Source organism: Pseudoalteromonas thalassia, assembly GCF_049257215.1.
In the GTDB taxonomy this organism is placed as follows: domain Bacteria; phylum Pseudomonadota; class Gammaproteobacteria; order Enterobacterales; family Alteromonadaceae; genus Pseudoalteromonas; species Pseudoalteromonas lipolytica_C.
Window position 1 is genome coordinate 25,108 of sequence record NZ_JBMMUE010000009.1, and the last position, 17,747, is coordinate 42,854.

General features: G+C 42.4%; 18 protein-coding genes. 11 read left to right on the forward strand and 7 right to left on the reverse strand.

Annotated elements, in window-relative coordinates; all coding sequences use genetic code 11:
• Window positions 1–108 precede the first annotated feature (108 nt).
• The 6 genes from AAEU31_RS11845 to AAEU31_RS11870 form a co-directional block, all read right to left on the reverse strand.
• Window positions 109–3,213, reverse strand: a complete 3,105-nt coding sequence (locus AAEU31_RS11845) for an efflux RND transporter permease subunit (protein WP_138556699.1) — start codon at window positions 3,211–3,213, stop codon at window positions 109–111.
• Window positions 3,210–4,667, reverse strand: a complete 1,458-nt coding sequence (locus tag AAEU31_RS11850) for an efflux RND transporter periplasmic adaptor subunit (protein WP_421967295.1) — start codon at window positions 4,665–4,667, stop codon at window positions 3,210–3,212. Before AAEU31_RS11850 ends, AAEU31_RS11845 begins: the two co-directional genes overlap by 4 nt.
• A complete protein-coding gene (locus tag AAEU31_RS11855; RefSeq protein WP_421967296.1) occupies window positions 4,660–5,982 on the reverse strand; it encodes a TolC family protein in 1,323 nt (440 codons plus the stop codon). The genes AAEU31_RS11850 and AAEU31_RS11855 overlap by 8 nt, the downstream gene beginning before the upstream one ends.
• Before the next feature lie 105 nt (window positions 5,983–6,087).
• The gene (locus tag AAEU31_RS11860; protein WP_421967297.1) at window positions 6,088–6,441 is read right to left on the reverse strand and encodes a hypothetical protein; all 354 of its coding nucleotides are present in this window, start codon (window positions 6,439–6,441) and stop codon (window positions 6,088–6,090) included.
• Between the two features lie 43 nt (window positions 6,442–6,484).
• Window positions 6,485–7,099: a paraquat-inducible protein A gene (locus AAEU31_RS11865; protein ID WP_421967298.1), complete on the reverse strand. Its 615-nt coding sequence runs from the start codon at window positions 7,097–7,099 to the stop codon at window positions 6,485–6,487.
• A gap of 53 nt (window positions 7,100–7,152) precedes the next feature.
• On the reverse strand, window positions 7,153–8,430 hold the full coding sequence (locus AAEU31_RS11870) for an EAL and HDOD domain-containing protein (RefSeq protein ID WP_421967299.1): 1,278 nt from the start codon (window positions 8,428–8,430) through the stop codon (window positions 7,153–7,155).
• Window positions 8,431–8,542: 112 nt separating this feature from the next.
• Here AAEU31_RS11870 and AAEU31_RS11875 point away from each other — a divergent pair, with 112 nt between their 5' ends.
• The 3 genes from AAEU31_RS11875 (at window position 8,543) to AAEU31_RS11885 (ending at window position 10,867) form a co-directional block, all read left to right on the forward strand.
• Entirely contained in the window at window positions 8,543–9,298 is a 756-nt protein-coding gene (locus AAEU31_RS11875) for a substrate-binding periplasmic protein (RefSeq protein WP_421967300.1), read from the forward strand.
• A gap of 80 nt (window positions 9,299–9,378) precedes the next feature.
• A complete protein-coding gene (locus AAEU31_RS11880; RefSeq protein WP_135923295.1) occupies window positions 9,379–9,945 on the forward strand; it encodes a PhnA domain-containing protein in 567 nt (188 codons plus the stop codon).
• Window positions 9,946–10,057: 112 nt separating this feature from the next.
• On the forward strand, window positions 10,058–10,867 hold the full coding sequence (locus AAEU31_RS11885; RefSeq protein ID WP_421967301.1) for an META domain-containing protein: 810 nt from the start codon (window positions 10,058–10,060) through the stop codon (window positions 10,865–10,867).
• A 102-nt stretch (window positions 10,868–10,969) separates the two neighbouring features.
• On the opposite strand, the gene AAEU31_RS11890 is transcribed toward AAEU31_RS11885, so the two are convergent.
• Window positions 10,970–11,809, reverse strand: a complete 840-nt coding sequence (locus tag AAEU31_RS11890) for a 23S rRNA (adenine(2030)-N(6))-methyltransferase RlmJ (protein ID WP_235383130.1) — start codon at window positions 11,807–11,809, stop codon at window positions 10,970–10,972.
• A gap of 230 nt (window positions 11,810–12,039) precedes the next feature.
• Here AAEU31_RS11890 and AAEU31_RS11895 point away from each other — a divergent pair, with 230 nt between their 5' ends.
• The 8 genes from AAEU31_RS11895 (at window position 12,040) to AAEU31_RS11930 (ending at window position 17,699) form a co-directional block, all read left to right on the forward strand.
• Window positions 12,040–12,270, forward strand: a complete 231-nt coding sequence (locus AAEU31_RS11895) for a DUF904 domain-containing protein (RefSeq protein WP_130050403.1) — start codon at window positions 12,040–12,042, stop codon at window positions 12,268–12,270.
• Window positions 12,270–12,557, forward strand: coding sequence for a cell division protein ZapA (locus AAEU31_RS11900; protein ID WP_135923292.1), 288 nt, complete (start codon window positions 12,270–12,272; stop codon window positions 12,555–12,557). Before AAEU31_RS11895 ends, AAEU31_RS11900 begins: the two co-directional genes overlap by 1 nt.
• Window positions 12,558–12,622: 65 nt before the next feature.
• Window positions 12,623–13,609: an MBL fold metallo-hydrolase gene (locus AAEU31_RS11905; RefSeq protein ID WP_135923291.1), complete on the forward strand. Its 987-nt coding sequence runs from the start codon at window positions 12,623–12,625 to the stop codon at window positions 13,607–13,609.
• Window positions 13,610–13,652: 43 nt separating this feature from the next.
• A complete protein-coding gene (locus AAEU31_RS11910; RefSeq protein ID WP_421967361.1) occupies window positions 13,653–15,137 on the forward strand; it encodes a LysM peptidoglycan-binding domain-containing protein in 1,485 nt (494 codons plus the stop codon).
• Between the two features lie 64 nt (window positions 15,138–15,201).
• Entirely contained in the window at window positions 15,202–15,690 is a 489-nt protein-coding gene (locus AAEU31_RS11915) for an FKBP-type peptidyl-prolyl cis-trans isomerase (RefSeq protein ID WP_295509300.1), read from the forward strand.
• Between the two features lie 9 nt (window positions 15,691–15,699).
• Complete coding sequence (locus AAEU31_RS11920; protein ID WP_421967302.1) at window positions 15,700–16,425, forward strand: SDR family NAD(P)-dependent oxidoreductase; 726 nt, start codon at window positions 15,700–15,702, stop codon at window positions 16,423–16,425.
• A complete protein-coding gene (locus tag AAEU31_RS11925) occupies window positions 16,422–17,264 on the forward strand; it encodes an amidohydrolase family protein (protein WP_421967303.1) in 843 nt (280 codons plus the stop codon). The genes AAEU31_RS11920 and AAEU31_RS11925 overlap by 4 nt, the downstream gene beginning before the upstream one ends.
• A gap of 57 nt (window positions 17,265–17,321) precedes the next feature.
• Entirely contained in the window at window positions 17,322–17,699 is a 378-nt protein-coding gene (locus tag AAEU31_RS11930; protein ID WP_240704489.1) for a hypothetical protein, read from the forward strand.
• The last annotated feature ends 48 nt before the right edge of the window (window positions 17,700–17,747 follow it).

The following is a 17,747-nucleotide window of genomic DNA, read 5'->3' on the forward strand; positions in this document are numbered from 1 at the left end:
CTGCATAAATCACACCAGTAAAAAACACATTAATTATCATGATGTTAAAAATGAAATGTGTAACTTGTAGCAAGTGAAAGCGTACAAGTTACACACTGACTGTAAAATTTATAGATCTCGTTTACGCCAAATAAAATAAAGCGCAGGTAACACAAGTAGCGTTAAAACAATGGCACTGAGCATTCCGCCAACCATAGGTGCTGCTATTCGGCTCATCACTTCACTACCCGTTCCAGTGCCATAAAGCACAGGCAGTAAACCGATAATAATGGTGGCAACTGTCATCATTACAGGTCTCACCCGAAGGCCCGCACCATTGATGATTGCTTGGCGCAGCTCTGTAACCGTAAATTGTGCTGATTGCGCTTTAGCATCTTGATAAGCTTGGTTGAGATAAACCAGCATGATCACGCCAATTTCTACAGCAACCCCAGCTAAGGCTATAAAGCCGACTCCAACGGCTACCGAGAAGTTAAATCCTTCAAGGTACATCAACCAAATACCCCCTATCATCGCAAGCGGTAAGGTCAACATGATCATTGCCACCTCAGTAAAGCTTCTAAAATTGAGGTATAACAGCACCACAATAATTGCCAAGGTTAATGGCAATACGTAGCTAAGCTTAGCTTTAGCACGCTCCATATATTCATATTGCCCTGCCCACGTAATTGAGTAACCAGCAGGTAGCTCGAGTTGCTCATGCAGCGCTTGTTGCGCACGCTCAACATAACTGCCGATATCACTGCCTTCAATGTCGATTAAGCTCCAGCCATTAATACGCGCATTTTCACTTTTAATACCCGGCGGGCCATCTTCAATAAAGACATGAGCAACATCAGCCAATGCGATGCGCTGTCCATTTGGCGTCACGATCGGTAGCAACTTAAGCTCTTCTGGCGAGTCACGATAATCTTGTGGGTAACGCAAGTTAACAGGGTAACGCTCTTGCCCTTCAACGGTTTCGGTCACATTCATACCACCGATAGCAGTAGCAACAACCTGTTGTACATCAGCAATATTCAAACCATAACGCGCTGCTTTTTCACGGTTGATATCGACTTTGATGTAGCGACCGCCGGCAACACGCTCAGAGTACACCGAAGCCGTGCCCGGTAAGTCTTTTAAGATGACTTCAATTTGCTCACCGATTTTTTGAATTTCACTCAGCTTTGGACCAGCAACTTTGATCCCCACAGGCGTTTTAATACCAGTGGCAAGCATGTCGATTCGCGTTTTGATTGGCATAACCCACGCATTAGTGAGCCCTGGGAACTTAACCAGATTATCGAGCTCTTTTTTCAGTTTCTCGGTTGTCATGCCCTCGCGCCACTGTGACTTTGGCTTTAACTGAATAAAGGTTTCGATCATGGTGAGTGGCGCCGGATCTGTTGCAGTATCTGCACGACCTACCTTACCGAATACCGACTCGACCTCTGGCACACTGGCAATTAACTTATCGGTCTGCTGTAAGATTTCACGGGCCTTACCTATTGAAATACCCGGGTAAGTAGTTGGCATGTACATTAAGTCGCCCTCATCAAGGGGAGGAATAAACTCACTACCAATTTTATTAACTGGGTAAAAACCAATAGCAGCCAAAACCACAGCGAGTAACAGAGTTGTTTTCGGCGCTTTTAATACCGCATTTAATAAGGGTTTATACGCTGCCACCAATAACCGGTTAACAGGGTTTTTCTGCTCCGATATAACCTTACCGCGAATAAAGTAGCCCATTAACACCGGCACCAGTGTAATCGCTAAACCAGCCGAAGCTGCCATGGCATAGGTTTTTGTATAAGCCAGTGGCGAGAACATACGGCCTTCTTGTGCTTCTAGAATAAACACTGGCATAAAGCTGACGGTGATAATTAATAAACTAAAGAATAACGCGGGCCCGACTTCTGAGGCTGAGTCCATCACGACTTGCCAGCGGTTCTCATCGGTCAGAGGGGTTTTCTCCATATGCTTGTGCATATTTTCTATCATCACGATAGCACCATCTGTCATTGCACCAATAGCAATCGCTATGCCGCCAAGCGACATGATGTTGGCGTTTATACCTTGCCAATACATCACCACAAAAGCCGTTAAAATACCCATTGGCAACGTGATAATGGCTACGATCGATGAGCGTATATGGAATAAAAACACCACACACACTAAGGCCACGACGATTAACTCTTCAATTAACTTTGAGCTTAAGTTATCAAGCGCTTGGGTAATAAGGTTTGAACGGTCGTACACTGGAATGATTTCGACGCCCTCTGGCAGGCCTTTTTTGAGCGACTCTAGCTTTTCTTTTACGAGTTTAATGGTTGCTTCGGCGTTTTCTCCAAAGCGCATCACCACCACACCACCAGTTACTTCGCCTTCGCCGTTTAATTCAGCAATACCACGGCGCATTTGCGGCCCAAGTTTTATATCGGCCACATCGCGTAATTGCAGTGGCGTACCATTGGCATTAGTACCCAGCGGAATGGCCTCTAAATCGGCCACACTTTTGATGTAACCTGTGCTCGATACCATGTATTCGGCCTCTGCCATTTCGACCACTGAGGCACCACGCTCTTGGTTACCTTGCTTAATTGCTGTTTGAATTAAACTTAGCGGAATACCATAAGCACGCAATTTATCCGGGTCGACATTCACCTGATACTGCTTAACCATACCACCAACAGACGCTACTTCTGATACGCCCGGCACAGTTTGCAGCTCAAACTTTAAAAACCAATCTTGCAGGCTTCGTAGCTGGCTAATATCGTGTTTACCGGTTTTATCCACCAGCGCATACAGGTAAATCCAACCCACCCCTGTTGCATCAGGGCCAAGTTCAGGCCTTGCTGAATCAGGTAAGCGAGCACTTACTTGACTCAAATACTCTTGCACCCGACTCCGAGCCCAGTAAAGGTCGGTGTCTTCGTTAAAAATAACGTATACGTAAGAGTCACCAAAAAACGAAAAGCCCCTGACCGTTTCAGCACCCGGCACCGACAACATGGCCGTGGTGATCGGAAACGTTACTTGATCTTGCACCACCTGTGGCGCTTGTCCTGGGTAAGACGTTTTTACAATAACCTGTATATCAGATAAGTCAGGCAAGGCATCAACTGGGGTATTCTTTAAAGAAAAAATCCCAAAGCCCGCCAACATTAAAGACAGCAGTAATACAAAGAAGCGATTACCGACTGACCAACGGATCACGGCTGCTATCATTGCATTTCTCCTTGCATAGGGTGGCTCATGGTCATAATGTCAAAAATCACAAACTCACCATCAACCAGCTTAAAGGTAAAATGCACTTCATCATCGCTTTGCAAACTAGACATATCGATGCGTGGCGAAAAATGAAACTCCATGGTTGCTGCATCTCGCCCCCATTTAGGGATGGCTTCGCGACTGATCACGGCAGTTCGGGCTTCGCGGTCAATGCTGTTGATCACGCCATTGACCATTGCACTATCAGTATCCGGCTCTTGCATACGCATAAAGTCAGAGCTTTTGCTTGATTCTGAGTCTATTAAGAACTGCGCTGACACCACTACGTTATCGTCTTTCAGTAAGCCTGATAAAATTTCGACATCATGATTATCACTACGACCTAGCGTCACGGCGACTGACTTAAAGCGCCCTTCACCTAAATCGATTACAACACGGTCTTGGCTACCTGTACGGATCACCGCTTCTTTTGCGATGACTAATTGCGGCTCAGTCGGCTTGGTAGTAATACTCACTTCAGCAAACATATTTGGTTTTAGTAAGCCATCTTGGTTGGCAAAACGTAAGCGCACGCGAAGGGTACGGTTTTTCTCATCAAGGGTTGGGTAAATATAATCGACCTCGCCCTGCCAGCGTTTACCCGGTAAGTAATCTAATGTCATAGTAACTGGCAAGCCTTTATGGATAAGCCCTGCTTGGCGCTCGAAAACTTCCGCCTCAACCCACACTTCTTCTAGATGAGCAATACTCATCATGGTTGTGCCAGGTTTTACGAAGAAGCCTTCGCGGATATTTAGCTCATCCAATACGCCACTTTGCTTGGCATAAAAGGTAATGTTTTGTCTGACCTTTTGGCTTTGCTCTAATCGCGCAATAAAATCGTCAGAAACATTCAGTGAGGCTAAGCGTGCTTTGGCCGCACGTATAAGCACTGCGTTGTTACGTTTAAGGGCAAGCAGTAGCTCTTCTTGTGCATTCACTAACTGTGGAGAATACAAGGTATAAAGTGGCTCGCCTTGCTTAACTTGGTCACCTGCGGCTTTAACATATAAGGTTTCTATCCAGCCTTCGACACGAGGGTGAATATGCACTAATTGGTCTTGGTCGTATTGCACATAGCCAACCGTATCAACCGTCGTTTGTAATGATTTAAAACGTACAGGCGTCGTTCTTACTCCTAAATTATTAACGACCGCTGGTGAGATTCTCACAGTACCTGGGCTGTCTTCAGCGCTACTTTGCTCCTCATAAACGGGGACTAATTCCATACCCATTGGCGATAAACCCGGTTCATCACGGCGATAATTACTGTCCATAGGCGCTACCCAATATAACGGCTTTTTCTCAGCGCTTGGCATAGCTCCATGATCTGGCTCAGCTAGTTTATTTACAGCCGTTGCCAATGCCGCACCTACCGCCAAGGCGATAACTAATTTCACTGTGTTATTCATTTGTAGCTCCTTGGCTTTGTGCTGCATTTATTTGGTTATCTTTTGCTGCTGCGTAATAGTTAAGGCGAGAGAGGGTTATTTGTTTGTCTATTTCGATATTCAACGCATCAATTTTTGCGTTAAGTTCGCTGATACGTGCGCGCATCACTTCTGAAAAGTCTCCATCATCGTTGGTGTAAGCATTTAAAGTCGCTTCGGCTTGCTCAGCCATTTGCGGTAATAGCTGCTGTTGATACAGTGCTTTGCGCTGGGCTAGTCGGCTCAACTGGCTAAGCTCTTTAAAATACTGACCTTGCAATTTTTGTAGGGTAATAAGTTTGTTGGTTTTTACTGCCTCTGCACTAGCTATTGCGGCATTGACTTGTTGATCTTGACGGTTATCAGTGAACAGCGGTAAATCAACACTCACCCCTATAGAGAACAAGTCAGCGCGAGAGTCACCCATAGGTGTGTCGTCACGATAGCCATAGCCTAGGTTCATACCAAATTGCGGCTTATACGCTTCTTTAGCCACTTGCACTTGGGTGTTTTTAGCACGCATTGCATGATCAATAGCAATAATTGCCGGGTGACTCATCAACACTTCAGTCACCCCCGATGGTGCAAGCTCTTGATAAGGCATTAGTGCAGCCACCTTAGTATTGTCATCGCTCACGGCACCGTTTAGCATTTCAATAGGTAGCCATTGTGCTAGTCGCTTTTTGGCACTATCAAACTGTTGCTCTAACATCACCAGCTTATCTTCAAGCCGAGTCAGCTCTAGCTGAGCGCGAATAATATCCTGCTGGCGAGTTGCGCCAAGTGTATTGGCATAGCTTGCTTCTGTAATATCAATAAGTTGATTAAATAAGGCTTTATCTTGGTTGATCAGTTGAATGCTTTTTTGCGCGCGATAGGCATTTAGCCATGCTTCGCTAACAATGGCTTTAACCTGCGCTTGGCGGTCTGCACGCAGCCAAGGGTATTGCTCAGCTGATTGTTTCAATGCTTGCTGCTGTAGGGCAAGGCTATCACCTCGGCTAAATTGTTGTGACAAGCCCACTTTGAATTGCGTCATACCTTCTTGATCAAAGGCAAAACCATCGGTTGGTAAATTCATTAGCCCAACGGTTAATACTGGATCTGGTAAGGTACCGGCCGCAATGCTTTGCGCTTCTATCGCCTGTTGCTGGTATTTATTTGCCTGTAACCAAGGCTCGTGAGTCAATGCATAATCAATCACCTGATTGAGTGCCAACGGCTCTGCTTTCACTAAACTTGAGGTTATCAATACTGCGCCAAGAGAAAGCGCCTTAATCAATTTGCTGTGAATCATCACATGCTCCAAAAATCTTAAAAATGGTTAAAAAAACAATAGATTTTGGTTGCAGGATGAGGTGTATTTCAGCGTTTTGCTGAATTTTAGACAGACCTATCCTGCTTAAGCAGTAATAGGTGGACGATATAAAGAACTTACACGGAAACTAAGCTGGCTGGCGCCTAACACTGTGACTTTTTCTGATTGCTTAATTGATTTAACAACTAAATCATTTAGCGGCAGGAGTGAGTGAGCTGTACAGGCATTTAACGGACACGCACAATCGCTGGTATCCATTACGTCTTCATGGCAACAGTCCATATCACTCATGTCGCTGTCAGCGCTCATAGTAGCATGATGGTCCATTTGCATGCTGGCATGTGGCATATCACATACCATAGCAACAGACGCAACTGACTGACCCACAAAAGTGAGCAGCATCATAGCTATCAATAAGTAGCTTGAAAGTCGCGTCATTATCATACCTTAAAAATTAGTTGCCCAAATTGTAGCCCGAAATTTACGCGATCGACAAGGGTTTATCTGTTTTAATGCTACTGCTAGCAGCAATAGCAAACAGGCAATAACCAGTAAAATACCAAAATCCATCGCCTAATTCGGCATGCATTTTTATCAGTTCGCCCATTTGTCCATCGGCGTTACCAGCCAAATAAGACACGATCAACGCAATCACAAACACATCAACCATGCTCCATTTACTTAGACCTTGTATGAGTTGACCGAGCAAATGCTTAAATCTATTCATCGGTAAGAAACAATAAAGTAATTGCATCAGGAGTTTTAAAGTGGGAATAACAATCGAGAACACCGCTACCAACGCGGCAACAAGGTAGTTTTTGTTATTGGCAAGCTCATTTACTGTGCCCCAAATGCTGCGCGTTTTTTTGTAGGCATCGATTTCGCCTTCAAGCTTATCAAGCCCCAACATGCTTGATGCCATCATTAGTACACTACGCGTATTGCGATCGCCTTCATCGGCAATCATTTCAATACCTGTTTTAGCAAGCTTCGATTTATCTATTTTACCTTCTAAGGTTAAAACTGGCCTCGTCACGCCCGGTATAAGTAAAGCTAACGCCGCAATAATCATTACAATGGGGAAAAAAACACGCATATTGATAACCCTTACCTGTAAACATTGCGGGCATCATAGCTAACTTAACGAGATTAGTCTGCAACCGATGCTAAAGTGTCAAACACATTGTCAGCATAGGCACGAGCGTCATACATTGCACGATACACAATATCCATATTCGCTGCCGGACGAATTATCTTTAGTAACTTGGTTGCTGTTTGCCACTGTTCTTTTTCCATGGCTATAACAAGCTGCAAACTGGCTCCTTGCATTCCATCAAACTTAACCAGTGCACTTGTAAGTTCAGCTCCAAGCGAGAACTCTTTAACAACCGCATCAAGCTTTACATCTAAAATAGCGTCCAATACAGACAAAAGACCCACTAAATAACCTTGCTCCGAAAGCTCTTTACCCGCAGGTTCAAGCATCAGTGATATAAATTTAGCACGAGTTAAACCAAGCTTAGTTAACTCTTGTGGTTTATCGTTCCCTAACTCGCTTAGTGCTAATACACGAACAAATTGCCTAATTGCATCTTCACCTAAATAAATAACCGCCTGCGAAATTGAGCGAATTGTCTGTTGTGTACTGCTGGTTCGTGCGTTTACCAACCTTAAAATTCTAGCTGTTAAGGCAATATCTTTGGCTACACGTTGCTGGATTTGGTCAAAATTTAGAGCCGTTTGAGCAGTGCAGCTGAGTAACTCTAGAACAGCCACTTTTGAAGGCTCCACATTACCAAACCTTAGCAATTCTGGCTTCGCAAAAAAATACCCTTGAAATAAATCACAACCAGCCGCTTTTAATTGTTGAAAATCTTCGTAGCTTTCTACTCTCTCAACAATAACTTTTGCTTTTGGGTAGCTGCGTTTAAGCTTTTTAACCGTCATATTGGTTTTAATGATTGGGTCAGCAGCCTCTATTTTTATGAAGTCCATTAATGGCAATACATCTTGCCACTTATCATCACCGTCGTAGTCGTCTAAAGCAAAAAGGTAACCATCTTGCTTTAATTGTTTAACTCGACCAATAATTTGCGGGATACTTGTCGCACGCTCGACAATTTCTATCACAGCACTGGTTGGCTGCAACAACTTTGGGAAGTCATCTAAAATAGCGTCAGTTGATAAGTTGATAAATGCTGGTTGAAAACCTGTAAGCTTCTCTAACCCCATCAACATCAAGGCATTGAAAAACAATCGACCTGTAGCTTGACCATCACTGGTCCCCACCGGAAAGACATTATCATTTGATTCCCTGTACAATAACTCATAGGCATACAGGTTTCTGTCAGCATTAAATATTGGCTGCCGGGCTATATACTGCGTCATGCTCTGACTTTTGTCACCTTCCATACTTAATTCTGACATTATACATCTCGCTCAGATACTGTCCCCCCACTTTACTCCTGTTCTTAGTATAGTGAAAGCTGAACACCTTGCTAAAAAATAAAAACCCGACCACACTAGGCACATGAAAACGATGTCAAATAATCCATTGCCCCTAATTTACTCGGCTTTCTTAGTTTTATTACTTCTTTCACGGTCTGTACAAGCGGAACAACCACCCGTACTTAAATACAATGTCACGGGGTCTGGAAACTATTTCCCATATTACACAAACGATAAACGTGAACCGGGGATATTGCCTGAAATTATCATGCGAGTTATGCAGCTCGCTGACATACAAGCAAAACATGTAGAGCTGCCAGCCAAACGTACCGTTAAATATCTTCATCTTGGGCACATCGACTTTGATGTAATTAGCCTTGAATGGTTAAGCCAAACCGAAAAGCAAAACCCACAATTTATTTATTCAGATAGCTTATTTACCATTGAAGAGTACCTAGTAAGTTTGAAAAGTAATGTGACCAATTGGCAACAGCTTGAGGCCATAAAAAATCAACCTGTTGGTACTATACTTGGCTATTATTACTACGACGACAACCACTTTAAACGGGTCGATTTTAGTTCTGAAAAGCAACTTATTGAAGCTCTAAAACTAAAACGTATTGAGGTAGTCATTCTAGATAAACTGCCTGCGCTGTATTGGGCTCAGCAATTTAATACTGATATCGACTTTGGCGCGCTACACTCGCTTGGTAACCTAAAAATTCGCCTACGTGCTGAACACCAAGCATTGCTACCAAAGATAAATATGGCTATCGATGAGTTAAAACAATCCGGCCGCCTTGATGCCATCATCAACAAATATACGAAAAACATACCCCCACAATAACTAAGGATATTCCGCTTTGGACCTACTTTTGCTATACTGCGCGCTGTTTTTCTTACCTTGTTAACTTAAAAGAGCCTCCTATGAGCATTGAACAAGCCCTTATCGAACGCAGTAATAACCAATGTGAACTTTGTACTAATACAGATAACCTATCTGTTTACGAAGTCCCCCCTGTTACAGAGGCTCATTCAGACAAGTGCATTTATGTGTGCCAAACCTGTAAAGACCAAATTGACAATAGCGCAGAGCTAACAGCAAACCATTGGCACTGCCTAAACGATAGCATGTGGAGTCAAACACCCGCTGTGCAAGTTGTGGCTTATCGCATGTTAAAACGCTTAGCTGCGGATAATGGTTGGGCACAAGACGCGCTAGACATGATTTACCTTGAAGAGGATACCCTTAAATGGGCGCAAATGGCCCTTGCCGAAGAAGATGACATTAAACATATCGATAGCAATGGTGTGGTTCTTCAAGCTGGTGATACCGTTACACTGATAAAAGATCTTGACGTAAAAGGCAGTAGCCTAGTTGCAAAACGAGGCACAGCTGTTAGAAATATCGGCCTGACTAGCAACCCTGAACACATCGAAGGGCGCGTAGAAGGTCAGCGTATTGTTATTCTCACTAAGTACGTGAAAAAATAATACATGAAATAAATGGGCCTTGTGCCCATTTTCAATTAATTAAGCTATGATTAAGTCAGCGAACTTTATGCTTTTCTAATTATTTACATAGTGTAACGCAAGGAAAATAATCATGGCTTCGGATACCTTCTCATCTTTAAAAAACGCCTCTATTTGTAGTCTTATGCTGTTAGGTAGCAGCGTTGTATTAACGGGTTGTGGGGACAATTCTAGTACCCAACAAGCAGAGCAATCTACAATGAAAACTCTTACTACTGAGGTTACTTACTTAGATCGCAGCATGTTACCACTAGGCTCAGTACTAAAGGTGCAACTTGCTGATGTTTCAAAAATGGACGCAAAAGCTGATGTAATCAGCGAGCAAGAGATTGAACTAAATGGTGCACCACCTTACACTGTGGCTCTTGAATATGATGATAGTAAAATCGTTGATCGTCACCGTTACAGCGTAAGTGCTCGCATCGAAAACCAAGGTAAATTGCTTTATATCAGCACTACTCATAACAATCCATTTGTCGAAGATGAAACTGCTGAGGTTTACAAGGTAACCGTTTCTAAAGTATCTGCTAAAAAGCCAGATGTTACTTTGGTAAACACTTACTGGAAAGCTATCACCATTAATGATGAAGCAGTGACGGTCGAAACCAAAGAGCCTTTTATTCAATTCAAAGAAGATGGCTCAACCAATGGTTTCTTGGGCTGCAATAATTTCTCTGGTAGCTATGAAGTCAGTGGCCAAACTCTGACCTTTAACCCATTAGCAAGCACCGAAAAAATGTGTATTTCGCAAATGGATATCGAAGCAGCTATGTCTGCAGCTTTAGCTGCGACTGCTCAATTTACAATAAATGGTGAAAAGCTCATATTGCTTGATGACAGTAGCGAACCTGTTGCTACCTTTGCAGCCACTTATATGAACTAAATAAAGCAACCTAAACTTTATATAAACAACTATAAAGATAAATTTAGGCAACGCATAAAAAAGCCCAACAGTGATTGTTGGGCTTTTTATTTGCAAAACTATTTACTCTTCAACTAACTGTTCACTGCGATAAAAACCACTGCTATCACTCAGTAATGAAACAAGTTCTGGTAATACCGCATCCATTGTTTGCTTTAATTTCCATGGCGGGTTGATCACTATCATACCCGATGCTGTCATGCCATGAACGTCGGTATCGGCCTCAGTTGCTAATTCAAAAAGTTGAATATTGCGCATACCTGACGCAATTAATCCTGCTTCCATTCTATCGATTCGTTCACGGTCGACTACCGGATACCAAATCATATATGTGCCTGTTGCGAAACGTTTATGTGCTTTGACAAGCGTTTTTACAACAGTGTCATAGTCATCTTTAATTTCATATGGAGGGTCAATCAATACACACGCACGCCGAGAGGCTGGTGGTAACAAGCCTACCAAGCCTTGAAAACCATTTTCGCCACGCACGCGAATTGAACGCTTTCCTTTCATGTTGTCTTGCAAAAGCTGTAAGTCGCGCGGATGTAATTCAAAAAACCAGCCATTATCTTGGCGGCGTAGGAAGTGCTCTGCAATTTTTGGTGAGCCCGGGTAAAAATCTAAATTACCATTTTCATTAAACAACTTAATAAGTTCAATATAGTCATTTAGTTCCGCATGTTCACTACGGTGATGCCAAAGCTTGGCGATGCCATCTAAATATTCTTGTGTTTTTTGTGCATCACTACCAGCCAGTTCAAAAAAACCTGCACCAGAATGCGTATCCACATAATCGAGTGGCTTATCTTTGATAGTTTGGTATTTAAGTACTTCAGCTAAAACAAGGTGTTTTAAAACATCGGCAGGATTGCCCGCATGGAAAGAATGTCGATAACTAAGCATATTTATAAGTCGCCAGATGCAAAAGCTGCATTAAAAATGAATAGTCATATTGTACATGATAAACAGAAAATGTGGCGCTTCAGTGAACCATAAATGAATAAAAAAGCCATTACACTGAATTACGCCTTAATAATAAATAAAAATCTGCTAAAACAGCCGTAAATGCTGGCATATCAAGGCACTTTCCTTTACATTTGCATGACAATAATCACAGTTTTATGAGCGCATTTATGAATAACGAAACTCTTTCCCAACTCGAACAACTGATCGACAAATTAATCCTTCGCAACAGTGAACTTGAAAGCGAAGTTAAAAGCTTACAAGAACAAACAGCAAAACTGTTAGATGAAAACGAAACTCTGCAACTTGAAGTTCTCGAAAACGAAGAGAAACAAAAAGATGCTAGCAGTACACTTACTGGTCTGCTTGAGAAATTACAAAGCGTTCAACAGGCTAGCTAATGAGCTCCCCACAAAGTCAGCGAGTCACTGTCGAGCTACTGGGTAAGGAACATGAATTCTCTTGCCCACAAGGGCAAGAGCATGCCCTTATAGCCGCAGCTCAAAATTTAAATGACTTGGTGGAGCAAATGAAACAACGCTCAACAGTTCGTAATGAACAAAACGCTTTGCTAATGGCTGCATTACATTTAAGTCATGAATTGCTTGAAGTGAAATCGCAACAAGCAAAACAAGAACAGCAACATGACAGTTTAATTGATAAACTCAGCCAACATCTCGATCCCTAAAAAGCGCACACAGCGCTTTTTTTGTTTACAATCGATCATATTCACTCATATTCGAGCAAATAAATATGCGAATTGCTGCTGCATTACTTTTTTTATTTACTGGGTTAAACGCACAAGCAAATGTTAGCTGGCATACAATCACGCCTGAAATTCAATTTTTAAAACAACAAAGTAAGTTACGCTTTTATGATTCAAACCAAGTACTCATTGAAGGAAAAAAATGTGCTTTGATGGTAGATGCAAGTGGTAACTTTGCAGAAGTTGAAAGCCTTGCCAAGCAATTAAAACAACGTTTAAAAACCCCCTTGTGTTATCTAGTGGCGAGTCATTTTCACGATGACCACTTGTTAGGGTTAGCCGTATTACAAGCTGAATTTCCTGATGCCAAACTAATTGTACATCAGCAAGTGGCTAGTGAATTTGCAGCAATGCAACAAGCATTAAAAGATAAACTAGATGGTTATGAAAAAAGTATTGAGCTTAGCTACCAACGCTTGGCGAATCAGCCTGAAGATCAGCAAACAATTTGGCGAGACAAATTAACCCTTGCTAAACAACGTTTATTTCGCTGGCGAGAGCTTAGTTTAAACCCACCAGCGATAAGCGTATCAAAGCAGACTAGTCTTGAATTAGGTCACTACCCTATTACATTAACGCCTTATCGGGCTCACACTCAAGGTGACTTAACCATTACCGCTGATCATGGCAGAGTGTTAGTTGGTGCAGATATCGTTGATAGCTTGCCCTACCCTGGTCATGGCGAATTAGAAAACTGGCTAGCAACGCTCAAAAAAATTCACAATAACACTGAGCTCGTGACTATTTTACCCGGCCATGGCGAACAGCTAAATACAGCTGAACTAGCTAAACCAATCGCATTTTTAAACGCAATTATTACCCTTACAAAAGCGCAGCCAGATAAATCGGTTGAGGAGTTAATTGAGCTTTTTCCTGAACAGATCAAACAGCAATATCAGCTTGATGAAATTGGTAATCGGGCATTCACTATGTTTCTAGAAGCTGGACTTAAGAAGGCCAAATTGTCAAAATAGCGCTAAAATAATAAAAGGATTTTATTATATGGCTCGTATAAAATTGAAATACATACTTTTGCTGAGCTTTATTATTGGCTTACAAGGATGCCAACTTACTCAGCAAGACACTGCTCAGGAACACTCAGAGCGGCCAGCTATCTTCAGCCACTATGAACCTGACTTAGCCCCCCAACTCGAAGCAAACGAGTTTATTGTGGCGACGCCCCAAATAAAGGTGTCACCAAAAGAGCCTGTGCCAGTAAATAATACTCCATTACCAACTGCACGTGCCGAAGAGTTATGGCAACACATTGCGAATAATTTAAGCCTTGTTTTCCAAACCAATGCACAGACCACCGCTCGTCTTAAATGGTATTTAGCACAACCTAATTACTTACTGAAAGTAAACAAACGAGCTGCACCCTATCTGTATCATATTGTCCGCCGTGTAGAGCAACAAAAGTTACCAATGGAGTTGGCATTATTACCTTTTGTAGAAAGTGACTTCAGGCCTACAATTCGCTCATCAGAACATGCCGTTGGGGTGTGGCAATTAGTTGGAGCAACCGCCTATCACTTTGGCATACAAAGCGATCAATGGTATGACGGTCGTCAAGATGTATTAGCCTCAACTGATGCTGCATTGGCCTATCTACGTTACTTACATAAACGGTTTGATGGTAACTGGCTGCATGCTTTAGCAGCCTACAATAGTGGCGAAGGCAGAGTAAAAAAAACCATAGCAAAAAACAAACGCTTGGGTAAAAAAACAGATTATTGGTCTCTTTCATTGCCTCAAGAAACTGCCGACTATATCCCAAAGTTAATGGCACTGAGTTATTTACTAAAACATCCTGAACTAGGCCTTAAGCGCCCAAGGCTCGCAAATAAAGCACTGACTACTGAGTTTAATATCGGCCAGCAGTTCGATTTTTCAGTTATCGCTAGTTTGTCAGGGGTGGGGCGTAAACAGCTACACAAATTGAACCCTGGTTATTTAAAAAACCAAAGCTCTCCAAATGGCCCCCATACCTTACTCCTGCCTGTCGAGCAACAAACCTTGTTGCAAAGTAAGCTATTTAGAAATAATTTTGCTGGAGAGTACACGGTACAAAAAGGTGATACGTTATACAGCATCGCCACCCGCTTTGGTATGCAAGTAGCTGATTTAAAAAAGATGAATAACAAGTCTTCGAACTTAATTAAAATTGCCGAGCAGTTGAGTTTAACAAAGCCTCACACCATGCCAAAATCACTCATCGTCGATTACGATATTAGTCCTTACTTAGAGCAACAAGAAGATGTGGTATCAACTATTGCAGTTAATTACCAAGTAAAACCTGGGGACTCTATTTGGAGTATCAGTCAGCTTTACGATGTTCCTCACAAAGATGTTGCAAAGTGGAATAAACTAACCGCCACCAGCATAATTAAACCCGGCACCATACTCACTTTGCACTTGCCACAAATAATGCAGCCCGAGCCGCAAGCATCAGCCAGCGAAGTAATGTTATCTGGTATTGAGAGCTCATTGAAAAAGCCTTGATTGCTCAGCCAAAGCGCTTAGCGTAAAATCAACGCTTATATTTTAAATTCTAAAGAGAAATAAAATGCAAATCAGTAAAGACGCAGTGGTTGAGTTTCACTACACTTTGAGTGAAGCGGGCGAGCAAATTGAATCTAGCAAAGATGGCGAGCCACTTTCATATATCCATGGCACTGAAGGCATGCTTCCGGGTCTTGAAAAAGCGCTTGAAGGAAAAACTGCTGGCGATAACTTCAGCGTAACTCTAGAGCCTAGCGAATCTTACGGCGAACGCGTTGACGATCTGATCCAACGTATTCCACTTAAGCACTTACAAGGCAACACAAAAGTGTGGAAGCCAGGTATGACTGCTATTGTTCATTCAAACCAAGGTCGTCATCAAGTAACGATCGTTAAAGTAGGTCGTTTCAATGCAGATTGTGACTTAAACCACCCATTTGCTGGTAAAACACTGACTTTTGACGTTGAAGTGCTTAATGTTCGCCAAGCAACAGCCGAAGAGTTATCACACGGTCATGTGCACGGTGAAGGCGGCTGTGGCCACAGCCACTAAGGGTAAATGATGACAAACGTTGCAATTGTCACAGGCGGCAGTAAAGGTATTGGCAAAGCGATTGTTGAGCGTTTAGAGCGTGAAGCTTACACCGTTTATAATTTAGATATCACCCCATCTGAGGGCTATTATCGCCACTGTGACGTTAGTGATATTCAGCAGGTTAAATCGGTTATCGCCGATATCATTGCCGAGACGGGTCGTGTTGATGCCTTAGTATCCAATGCAGGTCGTCATTTGAGTGCCAACATTGAAAACACTGATGAAGCAACGTTTGATGCCCTGTTTGCGCTCAATGTAAAAGGTGCTTATGCTGCAATTCAAGCCGTATTACCTAGCATGAAAAGCCAGCAAGGTGGCAGCATTGTATTGGTTGCTTCTGATCAGGCAATTATTGGCAAACCAAATTCGTTTGCTTATAACCTAACCAAGCATGCACTGGCTTCAATGGCAAAAACCACAGCACTGGATTATGCCGCGTTAAACATTCGTGCTAACGCGGTTTGTCCGGGCACGATAGAAACGCCGCTTTTCCATAATGCAATTGATGCATATTGTCAGCAAAGTGGTGCCAACAAAGCTGAGGTTGTTGCTGAAGAAGCTGCGCTGCAACCTTTAGGTCGCTTAGGGCAACCAGAAGAAATTGCCGCTTTGGTGAACTTTTTAATCAGTCCTGAAGCGAGCTTTATCACTGGTAGCTTGCAAAGCATTGATGGTGGATACACCACACAATGAGCGACAAGATTATTGACCCCCATGTGCACTTTTTTAACCTCACTGAGGGTCAATATACTTGGCTTCAAGGCAACACTCCTCCTGCTTGGCCAAACCTCAATAAAATTAAAGCGCAAACAACCGCTGCAGAACTTAAAGCAGCGTGTCCATTTCAACTAGAAGCACTGGTGCATATTGAAGCAGGCTTCGACAACCAAGCACCGGTCAATGAGCTTAACTGGCTTAGCAAACACTTGAAAAGTATGCCCTATAAAGCAATTAGCTTTAGCGCCATTAATGCTCCTAGCAATCAGTTTATCGCTGCAATGTCAGCCTTAGAGCAACCTCAACTTGCTGGCATTCGTGATATAACCGAAGGGAGTGACTCAATGCGTTTATTAAACCCGCATTGCCAAGAGAACCTTGCTTATCTTGCTAGTAAACACTTAATATTTGAAGCTCAGTTCGAGATTGAAAATCAACAGGTAACCGAACAGTTACTGCATTACTGTCGTGCTATTCCTAAATTACAGATGGTTATAAATCATTTAGGCTTTATTAATAATGAGCAAAACTGGCTACGTGCGATTATAAAATTAAGTCGCTGCGATAATATCGTGATTAAGTTTTCTGGTTTAGAATTTACAACGCTCGCGGCCAATAAGCACCGCTGGTTACTGGATCAACTGTTAAACTATTTTGGTGAACATCGAATCATGTTTGCCAGTAACTTCCCTGTTTGCCAAATCAATACCAGCTATGAGCAATGTTGGCAGCATTATTTTTCATTGTGTAAACAGTACAATGTATGGCAACAACTCAGTTTTAAAAATGCCCGTGCAATCTATCTAATTGATTAGAAGCTGACTATATTCAATATAATAACCTTTATTAGGCACTGTAAACTTAATGGAGCTATGATGAGAGCCCATCTAACCTGTATCTTGCTACTTAGTGTTTTGTTTGGCTGTAGTTCACATACCCAGCAACCAACCCCTAAACTTCAACACGCACGCGTTACTGAGCCACAAAGCACCTTAATAGCACAAGGCATTTCAAGGTTAATGCACAGTAAGCCTATTCAGGTATCCGACGAAGCATTTATCAATAGCAGCATACTTGTCATCGAAAGCTTGAATGGCGTTGATATACAAGGGAATCCACTCAGCGGTTCACATCCAAATATACCAGAACGCTTTGAGCTGTTGATTAAAAACCAAATGTGCTTTGTTCGCCATTTAGATAGTAAAGCAACCGAGCCACTGCCTTTGGTAAAATGCAAACCAATCAATTGATATTAAAACAAAATACCATCATGTAATAATCTGTAATAACAAGCTGTA

Bases quoted from the DNA above. Each gene is read 5' to 3' on its own strand.
- AAEU31_RS11845 (WP_138556699.1), bottom strand. From the start codon at position 3,213: ATGATAGCAGCCGTGATCCGTTGGTCAGTCGGTAATCGCTTCTTTGTA.
- AAEU31_RS11850 (WP_421967295.1), bottom strand. From the start codon at position 4,667: ATGAATAACACAGTGAAATTAGTTATCGCCTTGGCGGTAGGTGCGGCA.
- AAEU31_RS11855 (WP_421967296.1), bottom strand. From the start codon at position 5,982: ATGATTCACAGCAAATTGATTAAGGCGCTTTCTCTTGGCGCAGTATTG.
- AAEU31_RS11860 (WP_421967297.1), bottom strand. From the start codon at position 6,441: ATGACGCGACTTTCAAGCTACTTATTGATAGCTATGATGCTGCTCACT.
- AAEU31_RS11865 (WP_421967298.1), bottom strand. From the start codon at position 7,099: ATGCGTGTTTTTTTCCCCATTGTAATGATTATTGCGGCGTTAGCTTTA.
- AAEU31_RS11870 (WP_421967299.1), bottom strand. From the start codon at position 8,430: ATGTCAGAATTAAGTATGGAAGGTGACAAAAGTCAGAGCATGACGCAG.
- AAEU31_RS11875 (WP_421967300.1), top strand. From the start codon at position 8,543: ATGTCAAATAATCCATTGCCCCTAATTTACTCGGCTTTCTTAGTTTTA.
- AAEU31_RS11880 (WP_135923295.1), top strand. From the start codon at position 9,379: ATGAGCATTGAACAAGCCCTTATCGAACGCAGTAATAACCAATGTGAA.
- AAEU31_RS11885 (WP_421967301.1), top strand. From the start codon at position 10,058: ATGGCTTCGGATACCTTCTCATCTTTAAAAAACGCCTCTATTTGTAGT.
- AAEU31_RS11890 (WP_235383130.1), bottom strand. From the start codon at position 11,809: ATGCTTAGTTATCGACATTCTTTCCATGCGGGCAATCCTGCCGATGTT.
- AAEU31_RS11895 (WP_130050403.1), top strand. From the start codon at position 12,040: ATGAATAACGAAACTCTTTCCCAACTCGAACAACTGATCGACAAATTA.
- AAEU31_RS11900 (WP_135923292.1), top strand. From the start codon at position 12,270: ATGAGCTCCCCACAAAGTCAGCGAGTCACTGTCGAGCTACTGGGTAAG.
- AAEU31_RS11905 (WP_135923291.1), top strand. From the start codon at position 12,623: ATGCGAATTGCTGCTGCATTACTTTTTTTATTTACTGGGTTAAACGCA.
- AAEU31_RS11915 (WP_295509300.1), top strand. From the start codon at position 15,202: ATGCAAATCAGTAAAGACGCAGTGGTTGAGTTTCACTACACTTTGAGT.
- AAEU31_RS11920 (WP_421967302.1), top strand. From the start codon at position 15,700: ATGACAAACGTTGCAATTGTCACAGGCGGCAGTAAAGGTATTGGCAAA.
- AAEU31_RS11925 (WP_421967303.1), top strand. From the start codon at position 16,422: ATGAGCGACAAGATTATTGACCCCCATGTGCACTTTTTTAACCTCACT.
- AAEU31_RS11930 (WP_240704489.1), top strand. From the start codon at position 17,322: ATGATGAGAGCCCATCTAACCTGTATCTTGCTACTTAGTGTTTTGTTT.